The 16,292-nt window shown below is 73.1% G+C and carries 14 protein-coding genes and 1 pseudogene; 11 read left to right on the top strand and 4 right to left on the bottom strand.

Going from position 1 to position 16,292, the window contains the following annotated elements; genetic code table 11:
* Window positions 1-18: 18 nt before the first annotated feature.
* The 3 genes from ACIPK4_RS14875 to ACIPK4_RS14865 are packed head-to-tail and all read left to right on the top strand — an operon-like array spanning window position 19 to window position 3,159.
* Window positions 19-885 carry a hypothetical protein gene (locus ACIPK4_RS14875; protein ID WP_402312705.1) on the top strand — a complete coding sequence of 289 codons (867 nt, stop codon included), beginning with the start codon at window positions 19-21 and terminating at the stop codon, window positions 883-885.
* Window positions 886-908: 23 nt separating this feature from the next.
* Window positions 909-1,646 (top strand): response regulator transcription factor, encoded by a 738-nt coding sequence (locus ACIPK4_RS14870; RefSeq protein WP_402312702.1) that lies wholly within the window; start codon window positions 909-911, stop codon window positions 1,644-1,646.
* A gap of 1 nt (window position 1,647) precedes the next feature.
* Window positions 1,648-3,159: a sensor histidine kinase gene (locus ACIPK4_RS14865; RefSeq protein ID WP_402312700.1), complete on the top strand. Its 1,512-nt coding sequence runs from the start codon at window positions 1,648-1,650 to the stop codon at window positions 3,157-3,159.
* A gap of 78 nt (window positions 3,160-3,237) precedes the next feature.
* Here ACIPK4_RS14865 and ACIPK4_RS14860 read toward each other — a convergent pair whose 3' ends face one another.
* Complete coding sequence (locus ACIPK4_RS14860) at window positions 3,238-4,341, bottom strand: substrate-binding domain-containing protein (RefSeq protein ID WP_402312698.1); 1,104 nt, start codon at window positions 4,339-4,341, stop codon at window positions 3,238-3,240.
* A 497-nt stretch (window positions 4,342-4,838) separates the two neighbouring features.
* On the opposite strand from ACIPK4_RS14860, the pseudogene ACIPK4_RS14855 reads away from it, so the two are divergent.
* Window positions 4,839-5,129, top strand: a pseudogene (locus tag ACIPK4_RS14855) (SLC13 family permease); the annotation flags it as partial.
* Entirely contained in the window at window positions 5,118-5,999 is an 882-nt protein-coding gene (locus ACIPK4_RS14850) for a DASS family sodium-coupled anion symporter (protein ID WP_402312968.1), read from the top strand. The pseudogene ACIPK4_RS14855 and the gene ACIPK4_RS14850, both read left to right, overlap by 12 nt.
* A 37-nt stretch (window positions 6,000-6,036) precedes the next feature.
* On the opposite strand, the gene ACIPK4_RS14845 is transcribed toward ACIPK4_RS14850, so the two are convergent.
* The gene (locus tag ACIPK4_RS14845) at window positions 6,037-6,654 is read right to left on the bottom strand and encodes a GNAT family N-acetyltransferase (protein ID WP_402312695.1); all 618 of its coding nucleotides are present in this window, start codon (window positions 6,652-6,654) and stop codon (window positions 6,037-6,039) included.
* A gap of 126 nt (window positions 6,655-6,780) precedes the next feature.
* On the opposite strand from ACIPK4_RS14845, the gene ACIPK4_RS14840 reads away from it, so the two are divergent.
* The 3 genes from ACIPK4_RS14840 to ACIPK4_RS14830 are packed head-to-tail and all read left to right on the top strand — an operon-like array spanning window position 6,781 to window position 9,317.
* On the top strand, window positions 6,781-7,695 hold the full coding sequence (locus ACIPK4_RS14840) for a class II aldolase/adducin family protein (RefSeq protein WP_402312693.1): 915 nt from the start codon (window positions 6,781-6,783) through the stop codon (window positions 7,693-7,695).
* 12 nt (window positions 7,696-7,707) lie between these two features.
* Window positions 7,708-8,445, top strand: a complete 738-nt coding sequence (locus tag ACIPK4_RS14835) for a TetR/AcrR family transcriptional regulator (protein ID WP_402312690.1) — start codon at window positions 7,708-7,710, stop codon at window positions 8,443-8,445.
* A complete protein-coding gene (locus ACIPK4_RS14830; RefSeq protein ID WP_402312687.1) occupies window positions 8,442-9,317 on the top strand; it encodes an alpha/beta fold hydrolase in 876 nt (291 codons plus the stop codon). The genes ACIPK4_RS14835 and ACIPK4_RS14830 overlap by 4 nt, the downstream gene beginning before the upstream one ends.
* Before the next feature lie 16 nt (window positions 9,318-9,333).
* Here the strand turns inward: ACIPK4_RS14830 and ACIPK4_RS14825 are convergent, their stop codons facing one another.
* Both ACIPK4_RS14825 and ACIPK4_RS14820 read right to left on the bottom strand, forming a co-directional pair.
* The gene (locus ACIPK4_RS14825) at window positions 9,334-10,920 is read right to left on the bottom strand and encodes a serine/threonine-protein kinase (protein ID WP_402312684.1); all 1,587 of its coding nucleotides are present in this window, start codon (window positions 10,918-10,920) and stop codon (window positions 9,334-9,336) included.
* Window positions 10,921-11,098: 178 nt separating this feature from the next.
* Entirely contained in the window at window positions 11,099-13,654 is a 2,556-nt protein-coding gene (locus ACIPK4_RS14820) for a discoidin domain-containing protein (protein ID WP_402312681.1), read from the bottom strand.
* 235 nt (window positions 13,655-13,889) lie between these two features.
* On the opposite strand from ACIPK4_RS14820, the gene ACIPK4_RS14815 reads away from it, so the two are divergent.
* The 3 genes from ACIPK4_RS14815 (at window position 13,890) to ACIPK4_RS14805 (ending at window position 16,155) form a co-directional block, all read left to right on the top strand.
* Window positions 13,890-14,504 carry a hypothetical protein gene (locus tag ACIPK4_RS14815; protein WP_402312678.1) on the top strand — a complete coding sequence of 205 codons (615 nt, stop codon included), beginning with the start codon at window positions 13,890-13,892 and terminating at the stop codon, window positions 14,502-14,504.
* Between the two features lie 122 nt (window positions 14,505-14,626).
* The gene (locus ACIPK4_RS14810; RefSeq protein ID WP_402312675.1) at window positions 14,627-15,466 is read left to right on the top strand and encodes a hypothetical protein; all 840 of its coding nucleotides are present in this window, start codon (window positions 14,627-14,629) and stop codon (window positions 15,464-15,466) included.
* On the top strand, window positions 15,463-16,155 hold the full coding sequence (locus tag ACIPK4_RS14805) for a class F sortase (protein WP_402312672.1): 693 nt from the start codon (window positions 15,463-15,465) through the stop codon (window positions 16,153-16,155). The genes ACIPK4_RS14810 and ACIPK4_RS14805 overlap by 4 nt, the downstream gene beginning before the upstream one ends.
* The last annotated feature ends 137 nt before the right edge of the window (window positions 16,156-16,292 follow it).

Below are 16,292 nucleotides of genomic sequence, written 5' to 3'. Positions count from 1 at the left end.
GAACAGGGAGAAGCTGACATGGCACGACGCCGCACCGAACTGGAGCAGCAGCCCGAGGCGGGCGGGGACCGGTTCGCTCCGTTCGCCGAGGTGTTCACCGCCTCGGCCGCCGCGGACCCCACCGCGGATTCCGGCGCGGATTCCGGCGCGGATTCCGGCGCGGATTCCGGCGCGGATTCCGGCGCGGATTCCGGCGCGGATTCCGGCGCGGATTCCGGCGCGGACTCCACCGGGCCACACCGCGCGGAGGCGGGACCCGGGACGGATCCCGCGGCCGATCCCGAGAGGATCCTTTCCGAACCTCCGGACACCCGGGACATATCAGCCGAACTCGCCGCTGCGCCGCGGCCTCGACTGCCCTGGCTGACCCTGCTGCTCTCGGGCGGCGTGGTGGCCGGCCTCGCGTTCACCGGGGGCGCCCTGGTCGAGAAGAGCCACCTCCAGGGGTCCGCTGGAGCCGCGTTCGGCAACGGCGCCGCGGGCCGGAACTTCGCCGCCGGGGCGGGTGGCGGCCAAGGGCGTACCGGCTCCGGTCAGGCCCAGGGAGCCGCCGGTCAGGGCCGCACCGGGGGCGGACAGAACGGCCAGTGGCAGGGCTTCGGGGGCGGGACGGGCGGCCCGGCCGCCGGGGGCGGCGTCACCACCGGTACGGTGAAGCTCGTCGACGGCACCACCCTCTACGTCACCGACACCCAGGGCAACGTCGTCAAGGTGACCACGGACGGCAGCACCCAGATCACCCAGGCCAAGGCCGGCACGGTCGCCGATCTCCAGCCGGGGCAGACCGTGACCGTGCGGGGCAGCCGGAACGACTCCGGCGACGTCGCCGCGACGACCGTCGCGCAGGGCGGCGCGGGAGGATTCGCGGGCGGCGGCCGGGGCTGAGCGCGAGCGGGAGGGAAGCCCCTTTGGACAGGGACAGGGACAGGGCCACGCCCGAGGCGAGCCTGCTCGTCGTCGACGACGAGCCGAACATCCGGGAACTGCTGTCCGCCTCGCTGCGGTTCGTCGGCTTCCGGGTCACCTCGGCGGCGAGCGGCGCCGACGCGCTGGCGGCGGTCGCCACGGAGCGGCCCGACCTGGTGGTGCTCGATGTGATGCTGCCCGACATCAGCGGGTTCGCCGTCGTACGGCGGCTGCGCGAGGTGGTCGGCGGCGGGGCCGGGGCCGACCACCTCCCGGTGCTGTTCCTCACCGCGAAGGACGGGGTCGACGACAAGATCAGCGGGCTGACGGCGGGTGGCGACGACTACGTCACCAAGCCGTTCAGCCTGGAGGAGCTGATCGCCCGGATCCGCGCGATCCTGCGCCGCACCGGCGCTCCGACGGGCGAGGGCCGCCTGATCGCGGGCGACCTCGAACTCGACCCGGTGGGCCACCAGGTGCTGCGCGGCGGCCGGCCCGTGTCCCTGTCCCCCACCGAGTTCAAGCTGCTGGCGTACCTGATGACCCACGCCGACCGCGTCGTCTCCAAGATGCAGATCCTCGAACACGTGTGGGCGTACGACTTCGGCGGCGACCTCAGCATCGTCGAGTCGTACATCTCGTACGTGCGCCGCAAGGTGGACTCGGGCGCGGACGGCTCCACCAAGCTCATCCACACCGTGCGCGGCATCGGGTACGTCCTGCGCCGCCCGCAGACCTGACATGGCGGGACGGACGAGGCGGTTCGCCCGCCGGTTCGCGCACCGGTTCGCGCACCGGTTCACCGGCCTGTCCCTGCGCTCGCGGCTCGTGCTGCTCTCGATGGCGCTGGTCGCCCTCGGGCTGACCGTCAGCGACACCGTCGTCCTCGGCTCGGTGCGCGCCCGGCTGGTGGGGCGGGTGGACCAGCAGCTCGAACGGTTCGGGGACTCCGTGGCCTACCGGGTCCGGGCCGAGGGCACCCCGCAGACGCACCTCGGCCGGGTGGGCGGCGGGCGGGCCTGGCTGCCGAGCCAGTACGTGGTGGCGTTCGCCGACGCCGACGGGAAGGTGTCGGACCAGTTCCGCCAGCCCGTCGTGGCCGAGGATCCGGGCCCGTCGTGGCCGACGATGGACACGGCGCAGCTGCGCTCCAGGTTCGGCCGGGCGTTCGAGGTGCCGAGCGACCACGGGGCCGGCACCTGGTGGGTGCTGATCGTTCCGGTGGGCAGCGACGACCCCCGGTTGCCCACGGGCGTGCTCGTCGCGGCGCCGCTGGCCGACGTGACGTCCACCCTCGACAGTCTGGCCACCGCCTTCGAACTCATCGGCGTCGTGGTGTCGCTGCTGCTCGCCGCGGCCGGCTGGTTCGCGGTACGGGCGGGCCTGCGGCCGCTGAGGCGGATCGAGGAGACCGCGGCGGAGATCTCCGCCGGGCGCCCGCTGTCGCACCGCATGCCGGACGCCTCGCCGCGCACCGAGACGGGGCGGCTGAGCAGCGCGCTGAACGGAATGCTCGCGCAGATCGAGTCGGCGTTCGCGGTCCGCGCCGCGTCGGAGGAGCAGATGCGCCGCTTCGTCGCCGACGCGAGTCACGAACTGCGGACGCCGCTGGCCGGCATCCGCGGCTTCGCCGAGCTGTACCGGATGGGCGCCCTCGCCGACGAGGCGGACGTACGGCGGACCATGGGCCGGATCGAGAGCGAGGCGGTGCGGCTCAGCGGTCTCGTGGAGGACCTGCTGACCCTGGTCCGCATGGACGAGCAGCGTCCGCTGGAACTCGCGCCGATGGACCTGCGCACGCTCGCTGTCGACGCCCTGCACGACACCCGGGCGCTGGACCCGGCGCGGGACGTGGCGCTGACCGGCCCCGGCGGCGTCGGCCCGCCCGGCCCCGCGCCGGTGAACGGGGACGAGGCACGGCTGCGCCAGGTGGTCGCCAACCTGGTCGGCAACGCCGTCGCGCACACGCCCGCGGGTTCCCCGGTGCGGATCGGGGTGGGCGGCGCGGACGGCATCGGCGTGATCGAGGTCGCCGACTCCGGGCCGGGTCTCACTGCGGAGCAGGCGGCCCGGGTCTTCGAGAGGTTCTACCGGGTGGACGCCTCGCGCAGCCGGCAGGCGGGCGGCGGGGCGGGGCTGGGCCTGGCGATCGCCTCCGCGCTCGTCCGGGCACACGGCGGCGAACTGGAGCTGGAGACCACGCCGGGCGGCGGAGCGCTGTTCCGGGTCCGCCTGCGGTCGGCAGGGCACTGACGGGGCTGACGGGGCTGACGGGGTGCCGGTTCGGCGGCCCGGTCCGGCGGCCCCGGCCCGGCGGCAGCCGCGTCGGCGTCACCTCAGGCCGATCTCCTCGCACGCGGCCCGGTACCTTTCGGTGCAGATCTCGGCGACGCTCCACACGCCGTCCTCGACCACCGTGGTCTTGATGTTGTTCCTGGTGAGCGCGATGCCCGGGACGAGCACCGAGGGCACGCCCTTGGTGCTCGGGCTGTCCACGATCTGGTTGATGAGGCTGTCGATCTTCTCGCCCTGGGCCAGGGCGACGGCCATCTCCGCCGCGGCCGCGGCCTCGGGGGCGTACTGCTTGTAGACGCTCATGTACTGCTCGCCCGACACGACGCGCTGCACGCCGGCGAGTTCGGCGTCCTGGCCGGTGACCGGGGGCAGCGGGGAGACCCCGGCGGCCTTGAGGGCGGCGATGATGCCACCGGCCATGCCGTCGTTGGCGGAGTAGACGCCGGCGATCTTGCCCTTGCCGAGGGCCGCGATGGCGGCGGCCATATTCGCGTTGGCGTTCTCCGGCTTCCAGTCGAGGGTGTCGTACTCCTTGCCGACGGTCACCTTGCCGTCGAGGACGGAGTGCGCGCCGGATTTGAACTGCTTGGCGTTCGGGTCGGTGACCGAGCCGTTCATCATGACGATCTGGCCGGAGCCGGCCTTGTCGCCCAGCGCGTCCAGCAGGGCCTTGCCCTGGACCTTGCCGACGTCCTCGTTGTCGAAGGACGTGTACGCGTCGATCGGGCCTTCGGCCAGACGGTCGTAGGCGACCACGGGGATTTTGGCGTCCTTGGCCTTCTTGACCGCTCCGGCGATGGCCTTGGCGTCGACCGCGTCGATGATCAGGACATCCACTTTGCGGGAGATCATCGCTTCGACCTGGGCGTTCTGGGCGGCCGCGTCCTGCTTGGCATTGGCGTAGACCACTTCGCCCTTACCGCGGGTGAATTTGGCGACCTGCTTCTCGATCAGCGGCTTGTCGAACTTCTCGTAGCGCGCGGTCTGGTTCTCCGGAAGCAGGAGGCCGACCTTGATCGCCTCCTTGCCGGAGCCGCCCGATTTTCCGTCCGTGCCGTCCGAGCTTCCGCAGGCGGCGAGCGACAGGGTCATGGCGGATGCAGCGGCAACGACGACGGCCCGACCGAGATGTGTGTTCACGACGTAAACCTCCCTGAACAGGCCGTGTCCGTCCGGCCGAGGTAAACGCAGTCAACTCGGCGTTACGACTGTCGTCAAGAAGTGAATTATTAACGAGATGGCAACGTTGCCATCACGCTCCGCATCCACGCAATTCAGTCAATAGACGGGCCTTTCTCCACGATTTACCCCTTGACTCAATTTCAACTTATGAAGAGGCGGTGAAGCCCAAGTACCGCCGAATACATTGCGTTTCACCACCGTCCGGACTCTGCGGGCACGAGCCGTCCCACCGACGCCGCAGCGCCACGACCGGGCCCGGTCGCCTCACGCGGAACCGCGCCCGTGCCGCTTACCGTGAATGCGCAGGCACACTTCCGTCCCGGCCGACCGGACCGGGCCCGCGCGTGGAACGGCAGCGATGAGCCCGTCTCGCGGCACCAGACCGTCGCCCCCGGGGAAGCCGTCGGACGGCACCGCCCCGACCACGGCCGGCCACGGCGTGGAAGGCATGGAAGTGGATCGTCCCCGTGGCGGTCGGGCTGACGGTCCATCTGCTGCCGCAGCCCGACGGGATCAAAACCGGCGGGTGGACCGTCCTGGCCGTCTTCACGGGCACCGTGGTCGGTCTGATCCTCCAGCCCCTGCCGCTCGGCGCCGTCGCCCTGATCGGCCTGACGGTGACCATGATCAGCGGGACCCTGGCACCGGAGGTGGCCCTGAGCGGCTTCTCCGAGCCCACGATCTGGCTGATCACAGCAGCCTTCTTCATCTCCCTCGGCTTCACCACGACCGGCCTGGGCCGCCGGATCGCGCTCCTGTCCAGCGCCATGTTCCTGACCGCCATGGCCGCCAACCCGCTGGTGCAGAAGCTCGCCGCCGACCAGGGCACCCACCTGACCTGGACCTCCTGGGCGCTGGCCGCGTCCGTCCCCGGCCTGGTCGCGCTGCTGGTGCTGCCCGCGCTGCTGTACTGCGTCTTCCCGCCGACTGTCCGCCGCACTCCGCAGGCACCGGATCAGGCCCGCGCGGAACTCGCCGAGCTGGGACCGATGTCCCGCCGGGAGCGGACCCTGGCGGTCGTCTTCGTCCTGCTGCTCCTGCTGTGGTCGGTGGGCGACCAGGCGTGGGGCCTGTCCGCCGTGGCCAGCGCCCTCACCGGCGTTTCGCTGCTGCTGGCGACCGGCGTGCTGACCTGGGGTGACCTGGTCGCGGAGAAGGAGGCGTGGACCACCCTGGTGTGGTTCTCGGTCCTGGTGATGATGGCCGGCCAGCTGCAGGAGCTCGGCGTGACCGACTGGTTCAGCCGCACCATCACCCATACCGTGTCCGGGCTCGGCTGGCAGCCGGCGTTCCTGGTCCTGACACTGGTCTACTTCTTCTCCCACTACCTCTTTGCGACCAACACCGCGCAGGTGGCCGCGATGTACGCCCCCTTCCTGACGGCCGCCGTCGCCACCGGCGCACCGCCGGTGACGGCCGCGCTCGTCCTCGGATTCGTCAGCTCCCTGTACGGCGGCCTGACCCACTACGCGTCCGGCCCCGCGCCCGTCCACTTCGGCGCCGGCTACGCCACCCTCCCCGAATGGTGGCGCACCGGCCTCCTCGCCGCCGTGGCCAACATCGCCATCTGGATGGGAATCGGCGGAGTGTGGCTCAAACTCCTCGGCCACTGGTGAGCCGCCGGGCCGCCGGCGCCTTCCGCGGAGCGGTCCGTCAGGCGTCGGCCGGGTGGCGCGGCGCGCGCCGCATCGGCCACAGGGCCGGTCCGCCGCCCGGGAGCCGGACCTCCCCGAGCACCGCGAAGCCGAAGTGCTCGTAGAAGGGGAGGTTGGCCGGCTTGGAGGATTCCAGGTAGACGGGCAGGCCCGCCGCGTCGGCCCTGGCGAGGCCCGAGCGGAGCAGGGCGGCGCCGTGGCCCTGTCCCTGCGCAGCCGGATCCGCACCGACCACGGCGAGGTACCAGTGCGGCTCCTGGGGTCCGGACCCGGCGGCCTCCTCGGCGGCCTGCCGGAAGAGCGGGGCCCGGTCGCCCAGGATCCCCGAGAGCTCCCGGACGGTCTCGGCGTCGGGGACGGCCTTGTCCTGCGCGCCCGGCGGAACCCAGAACGCGGCCGCCGACTCGGTGTACTCGCAGACTCCGTGCCGGAGGTACTGCCGGGTGAAGAGGGTGGTGAAGTAGCGGCCCAGCCCCGCCTCGCGCGAGGCGTCGCCGGGGAAGAACCAGCGCATCATCGGGTCGTCGCCGAAGGCACGGGCCAGGGTACGGCCGATCGTTGCCGCGTCGTCGATCGTTGCCGTTTTCGGAGTGTTCGTCATCGACATACGGGTCATTCTGCCTGTGATGATCTTGGATGCCCGCGCCGGGGTGCCTCACGGACACCGCTCCCGGTCTTGCATGTTGCGTCCACTGGACGCAAGATATGCGTCCAACGGACGCACAACGGAGTGGGGCGGGCCATGGACCGGACGACACACGCTGACGGACACCAGGAGACGGACCCGAGGACCGATCCGAGGACCGGGCCGACGACCGATGCGACGACCGACCCCAAGGCCGGTCCCGGAGGCACCCGCACCGGGTTGAGCGGCAGCGCCTTCGTGCCCCGGCAGGAGAACCTCGAACTGAACCTGCCGCCCGTGTTCACCGACTCCGCCCAGGAACGCGAGCACCGCAAGCAGCGGCTCGCCGGCGCCTGCCGCGTCTTCGGCCGCCTCGGCTTCTCCGAAGGCGTCGCGGGGCACATCACCGTCCGGGACCCGGACTACCCGGACATGTTCTGGGTGAACCCGTTCGGCATGTCCTTCCGGCACGTCCGCGTCAGCGACCTGATCCTCGTCGACCACGAGGGACAGGTCCGCCACGGCAGGCGCCCCGTCAACCGGGCGGGATTCGTGATCCACTCCGCGATCCACGCCGCCCGCCCCGACGTGGTCGCCGCCTGTCACGCCCACGCCGTCCACGGGAAGGCCTTCTCCAGCCTCGGGCGCCTGCTGGACCCGATCACCCAGGACGCGTGCGCCGTGTACGAACAGCACACCGTGCACCGCGACGGCGCCGGTGCCGTGGTGGTCGAGGAGGAGGCCGGCCGGCAGCTCGCCGCGGGGCTGGGGCGGCACAAGGCCGTCATCCACCAGAACCACGGCGTCTTCACCGTCGGCGAATCGGTCGACGAGGCGGCCTGGTGGTTCATCTCCATGGAGCGCAGCGCTCAGGCGCAACTGATGGCGGAGGCTGCGGGCACCCCGCACCTGATCGACCCCGAGGCCGCCCGGCACACCCGGGACCAGACCGGGTTCCCGCTCGCGGGATGGTTCTCCTTCCAGCCGCTGTGGGACGAGATCGTCCGCACGGATCCCGACCTCTTCGAGTAGGCTCCGCCACCCATGACGCTCCCGCACGCGACCGAGCCGGCCCCTACGGAACCCGGCTCGCCCGCCTGGTGGCAGGCCCGGTACGCCGAACGTGACCGGCGCAGGCCCCGCCAGGGCGGACTGACGCTCGACCGAATCACGGCCGGCGCGCTCGAACTGGCCGACCGCGAGGGCCTGGAGGCGCTCACGATGCGCCGGCTCGGCGAGCACCTCCAGGTCCGCCACACCTCCCTGTACCGGCACGTCTCGAGCCGGGAGGAGCTCCTGATCGAGACCGTCGACCACATGCTCGGCGAGATCCGGCTGCCCGAACTCCGGGGGGACTGGCGGGCCGGGCTGGAGCGGGGGGCCCGGGAGTTCCGCCGGGTCCTTTCGGCGCACCCCGCGGTCGTCCCCCTGCTGACCGCCGGGCAGCTGCTGGGTCCCAACGCCCTGCGGGCCCGCGAGCACGCCCTGGGGCAGCTCCTCGCACACGGGTGGGGGCCGCGGTCGGCCGTCCACGTCTACCTCACGGTCACCCACTTCGTGATCGGCGCCGCCGTGCTCGACTCCGGTGGCGCCGCCCGTACCGCCGGACAGCGCGCCGCGATGGCCGAGCTGTTCACCTCCCTCTCCCCGCTCACTCACCCGGCCGTCCACCGCCATGCGGGACTGCTCAACTCCCTCGACTCCGAGGCCGAGTTCGAGTTCGGCCTGCGGACCCTGCTGTACGGGCTGGAGCGCCGGCACGCCGAGGAGGCCCGCGCATGAGCGGCGCACGCGTCCTGCCACCGCTGGACCGCTGGACCGCGGGCGGCGCCGCGTCCCCGATCGGCGGGCACCGCGTCTTCGTGCGCCAGGACGGGCCGCCGCACGGCCCGCCCGTCACCCTCGTCCACGGGTTCCCGACCTCCTCCCACGACTGGGCGGCCGTCGTCCCGCCGCTCGTCGCGGCCGGACTGCGGGTCACCACCCTGGACCTGCTCGGGTTCGGGGAGAGCGACAAGCCCCGGCGCCACCGCTACTCGGTGCTCGACCAGGCCTCGCTCGTCGAGGAGGTGTGGCGCCGGTACGGGATCGGCGCCACCGCCCTGGTCGCGCACGACTACGGGGTGAGCGTCGGACAGGAGCTGCTGGCCCGCGACCCGGCCCGGATCACCCGCATGGCCTGGCTCAACGGCGGTCTGTACCCCGATCTGCACCGGCCCGTGCCGATCCAGCGGCTGTTGCACGGGCCCCTGGGCCCGCTGCTGGCGCCCCTCACCACGGAGCGGAGGTTCACCGCGTCCCTGCGCGGGGTGCTGGGGCGGTCCGTGTCCGAGGAGGACCTGCGGGACCTGTGGGCGGCCGTGTCCCGGGCCGGCGGACACCGCCTCGCCCCGCGGCTGCTGCGCTACATCGACGAACGCCGCCTGCACTCCGGGCGCTGGGTCCCGGCCCTGGAGGGCTACCCCGGACCGGTGCTGTTCGTGTGGGGGCCCGCGGACCCGATCAGCGGGGCCCACGTGCTGGTCCGGATCCGGGCGCGCATGCCGCACGCCCGGATCGTGGAACTGGCGGGGCCGCCGGCCGTCGGGCACTACCCGCAGGTGGAGGATCCCGCGGCGGTGGCGGCCGCGCTCACCGGGTTCCTGGCCCCCTGAGACCGGGCCCGCGGGTTCAGCGGCCGCGGGTCAGGGCCGCCGGGGCTCCGGCGGACTGCGCGCCCTCCGAGGCGAGCGTCAGCCGGTCCGGCGCCTCCAGGGTCAGCACGTACAGGTTGCCCCTGGGGCAGTCGAAGGAGGCCGCGCGGTCGGTCGGATGGCTGGTCGCCGCCGCGAGGACCGCGGTGTTCCCCTTGATCTGCCGCAGTTCGAGGGCTTCCGTGCAGCCGAGGTCACGCCCGCTGGAGACCTCCTTGACGTTGCTGACCTGACGGCCCACGATCTCGCCCGCGTTCCCCGCGGTGAGGGTGACGGCGACCGTGAACTCACCCGTCCTGGCGCGGGTGATGCCGTCCGCGTCCGGTGTTCCGGGGCCCACGCCGGACCAGGTGCCGACCCATGACGCGGGCAGCGCACCCACGGACGATGCGGACGGCGACGGCGACGGCGACCCGGACGACGACCCGGACGCCGGGGGCGAACCGGCCGGGGGTCCGGCCTTGTCGCCGCCGTGCCCGGGCAGGGTGACCGCGAGGGTGACGGCGACGGCGAGGATCCCTCCGGCGGCCGCGCCGATCACCAGGGGCCGCCGCGAGGACGACCCTCGCGGAGGCTCCGCGGTGAACGCGGCGGACGGCGCGGTACCGGGGGCCGGGGGCAGCACCGGCGGCGGCGCCGCGGGGGCGGCCGACGGCTGCGAGGCGGTCAGGAGCCGCCGCAGTTCGGCCTCCCGGCGGCCGGCCTCCGCGATCAGGGCCGGTGGCACCGCGGCGCTCCAGTCGCCTTCCTCCGCCGCGCCGAGCCGGGCCCGTACCTCCTCGGCGGCCGGTCTCCGGTCGGGGTCCTTGGCCAGGCAGTCCCGCACCAGCGGAAGCAGGGACTCCGGCATGCCGTCGAGCAGGGGTTCGTCGTGCACGATCCGGTACAGGAGGGCCGGCAGGGACAGTTCCTCGCCGCCCGCCAGGAAGGGACCGCGGCCCGTCGCCGCGTACACGAGGACCGCGGCGAGGGAGAACACGTCGGCGGGCGCCGCGGCCACGGCGCCGACGGCCTGCTCCGGCGCGAGGTAGCCGGGCGTGCCGATGACCGCACCCGTCTGTGTGTGGCGCGGGTCGCGCACGGCGCGGGCGATCCCGAAATCGATGAGGAACGGGCGCTCCGGACCGAGCAGCACGTTCGCCGGCTTGATGTCGCGGTGGACGACGCCCGCGGCGCGTACGGTGACGAGCGCGGCCGACAGCTCCCTGGCCAGGCAGTGCAGGGCCGGCTCCGGCAGCGGCCCGTGCCCGCGTACCCAGTCGGCCAGCGAGGGCGCGGCGACGTACTCCGTGGCCAGCCACTGGGGCAGCGCGCCCGGCGGGCTGAAGTCCACCACGGAGACCGTCCAGGCGCTGCGCACCCGGTCGTTGGTGCGTATCTCCCGGGTGAACCGCTCGGCGAAGTCCGGGTCCAGGCTCAGTTCGCGGTGCACGGTCTTCAGGGCGAGCGGCCGGCCGGAGGGCGTCCGGGCCAGGAACACCTCGCCCATCCCTCCCTCGCCGAGCCGTGCCAGCAGGCGGTAACCGCCGATCTCCGGCAGGTCACCGGGCCGCAAAGACTCCACCGACTCCCCCGTCCCCATGGCCGTGCGCCGGCCCGCGGTGCGCGGACCGTCCGGGGGGTCAACCTATCCGACGGGCTTCGCGGACGGCGTCGTGCCGGCGCCCGGTGTCCGGGGCCCGGTGCTCAGTGTCCGGGGCCCGGTGTCCGGCCGGTCCGAGGGCCGGACACCGGGCGCGTGTTCAGGAGACGGTGATGAACTTCGCGGTGCTCGGCACGCCGTGGGCGTCGAGGGCGAAGAGCATGTAGGTCCCGGGCAGGACCACCCCGGTGTCGGCCGGCAGGGACACCGTGTACGTGCCGGTTCCGGTGGCCGTGGAGGCGAGGGGGACCCGTCGCTGGTCGTTGTCGGTGGAGTGGGTGGCGGCAGCGGTGCGCATCAGGACGAAGGACTCCACGGGGGCCTGCGTGCTCACCGTGAGCGAGCTGCCGGGAGCCGCCCTGGGGGGCACGCCCCCGGTGATGGCGGGACGCGGCTTCGGCGATCCGTCGGCGTTGAGCAGGTACGGCGGGGTGAAGACGGCCCCGTCCGCGTGGTTGGTCGCGCAGTCGCCGCACAGGCCTCCGCCGCCGGAGAAGATGCGCCCGTCCGGCAGCAGGTTGGCCACGCTGTGGTAGTTGCGCGGGATGGCCATGGTGGCCAGCGGGGTGAAGCGGCCGGTCGCCGGGTCCCACAGTTCGGGGGCCAGGACGGAGGTCGCGTCGCTGAAGGGCACCGGGTAGGCCTGCCCGCCGAAGACGGCCACCTTGCCGTCGGGCAGGACGACGCTGTTGCCGAAGGCGCGGGCGTGCTCCATGTCGCCGGTGCGGGCGGCCTGGACCCGGTCGCCCGAGATGCCCACGGTGTACGCGCGGCGGGTCGCCGGCGTCTTCTCGTAGGCGGGGGCTCCGCCGAGCGTGAGCAGTTTGCCGATGTCGTAGGAGACGGCGTTGCCGGTCATGGCGTCCTGGCTGTCGGCCCGGGTGCCGGCGGGGGTGATGCCGCCCCGGCCGCTGGTCGAGATCCAGTTCATCTGCTTGCTCGGGCCCAGTTGCAGCACTTTGCCGCCCGAAGTGGCGTGCAGCCACATGTGGTTGTCGGCCCGGTACGGTCCTGCGGGGTCGCCCGTCAGGGCGGGGGTGGCCGGGACGCCGGGGAGTGCGCGCCAGGTGCGGGTCTCCGGTGACCAGGCCTCGCCGGCCTTGTCGCCCGCGGGGCCGCTCCAGGATCCGCCCAGGACGAAGGCCTCGCCGGTGGAGAGCAGCGTCATGGCCTGGTACCCGCGGGCGGTGTTCATGGCGGCGGTCGCGGACCAGGTGTCGGCGGCCGGGTCGTAGATGCTCGCCTTTTCGGCGTTGCTTCCGCCGGTGACCAGGACGCGGCCGTCGGCCAGCATCGCTATGCCCGGACAGAACATGTCGTGACCGGTGTTGTCGATGCGGCGCTGTGTGACCTTGCCGGTCTTCAGGTCCAGGATCGCGGTCTGCGTGTAGCCGTTGCTGCCGCCGAACCGGTCGACCGCGTACGCGGACCAGGCGAGCAGCTTGTCCCCGGGCAGGACGGCGGTGGCCACGGGCACGAGGGGGAAGCCGGTGATCTTGTCCCAGGCTCCGTGGACGGCCGGGTCGGCCGGTCCGCTCAGACGTATTTCGGCGGCCGAGGTCCACGGGCCGCGGCCGCCGGCTTCCGTGGTCACGGTCAGTCGTACGTACCGTGCGGTCTCGGTGTGCAGGAAGGTGGCGGTCTTGACGGTGTCGTCGTCGCGCCAGGTGCCGACGGCGACGGGGGCGCCGAAGGCCGTGCCGTCGTTGCTGGTGGTGACCGTGTACGCGCCGGCCCGGCCGTTGCCGCCGTCGAGGCGGGGATGGTAGACGAGGGCGGAGACGGCGTTCGTGCGGTGCATGTCGATGGTGATGCTGTGCGGCAGGGGGGCCGGGGTGCCGGTCCACTTGCTGTGCCAGATGGTGGCGTCGTTGCCGTCGAGGACGTTGGCCGCGCGGCCGTCCCCGGCGCCGGTCTCCTCGTCGCCGGCCGTGGCCGTCCAGCCGGTCCGGGGCAGGTCGACGGTGGCTGCGGGGGTGCCGGGGTCGCCCAGCAGGTTGATCTCGGCGGCGGATGTCCAGGGGCCGCGGCCGCCGGCCTCCGTGAGCGCGGTCAGCCGGACGAAGCGGGCGCCCTGCGGGGCGAACCCGAGGGTCTTGGCGCTGGCGTCGTCGGCCAGGGTGCCGGAGGCGACGGGGGTCGCCCAGTTCTGTCCGTCGGTGCTGAGGCTGATCGTGTACTCGCCGACGCGCCCGTTGGCGCCGTTGGAGCGGGGGAGGTAGACGAGGGCGGAGACGACGGCCGTGCGGTGCATGTCGAGGGTGATGCCGTGCGGCAGGGGGGTGGGGGTGCCGGCCCATGTGCTGTGCCAGATGGTGCCGGGGTTACCGTCGAGGACGTTGGCCGCGCGGCCGTTCTCGGCGCCGGTCTCCTCGTCGGTCGCCGACGCGGTCCAGCCGGTCCGGTCGAGGACGGGGGCCGTGGGTTCCATGGCGTTCGCCGGGGCGATGCCGTGGTGCGGTGACTGCTGCGCGGTCTGCTGGTCGAAGGGTACGGGCGCGGGCCGCGGGGTGGGGCCGCGGCCGGCCGCGGCCGGACCCGCCACCGCGAACCACGGCATCAGGCCGAGCAGCAGCGAACCGAGGCCCAGGGCGATGAGCAGGTGGGAACGGCGTAACGCGCGGGGCAAGGCGAGGAAGCGTCGCCTGTAGTGCAATCTGACCTCCTGGGGCGAACCGGCGCACACCCCATGGAACATAGGCCCACACCGCCGTGACTCACCTGGAACGAAGGAGAGTTGGCGTGAAGGGCACAGTCACCCGCGCGGGATGACGGGTTCCCGATGTTTCCCTGACATTCGTCACTGTCCGCTCCCCCGGCCCCGCTCGATGCTGAGGGGAGGTGAGGGAAGGACGAGACGGGGGCGGATGTCCGTGACGGCGAGGGAGTGCATGACGGGGAGCGTGACGGCCGGGCCCGCCAAGGCGGGCGTCGCGCGGGTGTGGGCCCGCTCCCTGGCAGCGGTGCTGCTGCGGCGGCAGGCGGCGCCGGGGCTGCGGCACTCGGCCGCGACGCGACACCTGGTGCTGGTCCTCATGGCGTCCGAGGCCGTCGCGGCCCTCCCGGTCTCGTCGATGCTGCCGCCGTGGATCCGGCCGGCTCATGCGGCGCTGGAAGTACTGGTGGTCCTGGCCGGGTCGGGCCTGGTGTCGGCGCTGGTCAGGAATCCGCACGAGGTCGATGCCGAACGGGTCCTCCTGCGGACCGGATTCCTCGGGGAGTTGGCGCTGCCCCGTGCAGCGGTCCGTTCCGCGGCGGCGGTGGTCCGCACGGTCCCGGGCCGGGGGCCGCGACCCGTGCCGGACGAGCCGCAGGCGGTGGCCTGTTCGGTCGGTGACTCGCTGAACGTGGCCCTGCGCCTGGACCCGCCGGTCCGCTTCGACCTGGGCCCGGCCGGGGTGGTGGACGCGACGACCGTGTACGCCTCGGCGGACTCCCCGCCCGCCCTCGCCGCCGCCCTGCACGCCGCGCCGCCCCGCTCGCCGGGGTCCCGCAAAACTTTCTGAGAAACCACCAATCCGCGGACCCCGACGCTCCGAAGAGGCAGCGAGACCCCCTCCCGGGGGCTCGCTTCACCCCCGACCGATCTGCGGTTCCCACGCCGGGAACCCGCGGAAGAGGAGCGAATGTGATGGTCAAGCGCACTGGTCGTCTCGTGGCGGCCGCCGCCGTGCCCGCCGCCGTGTTCCTGGCCCTCGGCCTCTCCGGGCCGGCTCTCGCCCAGAGCGGGAAGGCGTACCAGATCGACCTGGCGCAGCTCAACGACTCCGGTTCCCGGGGCACGGCCATGCTGAGCCTCAAGGGCAACCAGCTGACCGTGCAGATAGAGTCCGAGGGCATGGTGCCCGGATCGCCCTCGGCCCAGCACCTGCACGGGTCCACCAACGGGCACGACTTCCAGTGCCCGGACGCCACCGACGACACCAACCGCGACGGGATCCTCAGCAACACCGAGGCCACCGTCGACTACGGCAACATCAACATCTCGCTCACCACGTCCGGGGACACCAAGGCGACCAGCGGCCTCGCCGTGGACCGCATGCCCGTCGCGAACAAGCAGGGCAAGCTCTCCTACAAGCGGACCATCACCGTCTCGCAGGACGTGGCCGACCACATCCAGGACCTGCACATCGTGCAGCACGGCATCGACCGCAACAAGAACGGCAAGTACGACTTCGAGGGCGCCGGCAAGAGCGAACTCGACCCGAAGCTGCCCCAGGAGGCCACGGCTCCGACCAACTGCGGCATGGTGATGGGCGCGTCCGTGGGCTCCCTGCCGGTCGGCGGCATCGAGACGGGCGGCGGCTCCGGCTCCCCGCAGTCCGCGACGGTGACCCCGGTGACGGCGGCAGGCGGCGCGCTCGCCGCCGCCGCGGTGACGGCCGGGGCCGTGGTGTTCGCGCGCAGGCGGGCCGTCTCCGCCGCCACCCGCACCCAGGCCGCGCAGACCACCGGGGGCGCCGCGTGAACCCCGTACGCGTCTGCGCACCGGCCCGCTCGGCCGCCCGGCCCCGCCGCCGGACCACCGGCCTCCTGGCCGCCTCCCTCACGTTCGCCACCCTCCTCCTCGCCGGGTGTTCGGGCCAGGGACAGTCGGAGTCCCCCGCGAACGCGGGCGCCGAGGCCGCGCCGTCCGGATCGGCGCCCGCCGGCGGCCACCACGCCTCGCCCAAGCCCGGCGCGGCCCCCAGCGGGCCCGTCCTCGCCCGTTCGGAACCGCAGAAGATCACCATCGCCTCGCTCGGCCTCTCCAGTTCCCTGGAGACCCTGCGGCAGAACGCCGACGGGACCATGCAGACGCCGAAGGACCCCGCTCTGGCGGGCTGGTACGAGCCGGGGCCGACCCCCGGCTCCCAGGGACCGGCGGTGATCGCCGGTCATGTCACCTGGAACGGCGCGGCGGCGGTGTTCCAGAAGCTCAAGACGATGAAGGCCGGGGACACCATCCAGGTGACCCGGAAGGACAACAAGACCGCCACGTTCACGGTGGAGCGGGTCGCCGAGTACCCGAAGGCCGAGTTCCCCACGCTGGAGGTCTACAAGAACCTCGACTACGCGGGTCTGCGCCTGGTCACCTGCGGCGGCGACTTCGACCCGCAGAAGCACTACTACGACAGCAACGTGGTGGTGTTCGCCAAGATGACGGGCGCCGCGTGAGGGCGTCCCCTCTCTCCCGGGCTGGGGCGGTACCGGGGATCCGGCCCGCGACATGACCCGCCTGGCCTACGTCGCGAAGGACGGCAGGCCCCGGGTCATCCCGATGCCGCGAGCCGCCCGGCGGGGTCCTCCGAATG

This window comes from Streptomyces sp. NPDC086989 (assembly GCF_044745505.1).
GTDB lineage: Bacteria > Actinomycetota > Actinomycetes > Streptomycetales > Streptomycetaceae > Streptomyces.
Note: the sequence above shows the minus strand (reverse complement) of the source record. Positions and strands in the feature narration are given on the sequence as shown.

Excerpts from the sequence above, each read along its gene's own strand:
- ACIPK4_RS14830 (WP_402312687.1), top strand. The coding sequence starts at position 8,442 with ATGAGCGGCGCACGCGTCCTGCCACCGCTGGACCGCTGGACCGCGGGC.
- ACIPK4_RS14875 (WP_402312705.1), top strand. The coding sequence starts at position 19 with ATGGCACGACGCCGCACCGAACTGGAGCAGCAGCCCGAGGCGGGCGGG.
- ACIPK4_RS14835 (WP_402312690.1), top strand. The coding sequence starts at position 7,708 with ATGACGCTCCCGCACGCGACCGAGCCGGCCCCTACGGAACCCGGCTCG.
- ACIPK4_RS14845 (WP_402312695.1), bottom strand. The coding sequence starts at position 6,654 with ATGACCCGTATGTCGATGACGAACACTCCGAAAACGGCAACGATCGAC.
- ACIPK4_RS14815 (WP_402312678.1), top strand. The coding sequence starts at position 13,890 with ATGACGGGGAGCGTGACGGCCGGGCCCGCCAAGGCGGGCGTCGCGCGG.
- ACIPK4_RS14865 (WP_402312700.1), top strand. The coding sequence starts at position 1,648 with ATGGCGGGACGGACGAGGCGGTTCGCCCGCCGGTTCGCGCACCGGTTC.
- ACIPK4_RS14840 (WP_402312693.1), top strand. The coding sequence starts at position 6,781 with ATGGACCGGACGACACACGCTGACGGACACCAGGAGACGGACCCGAGG.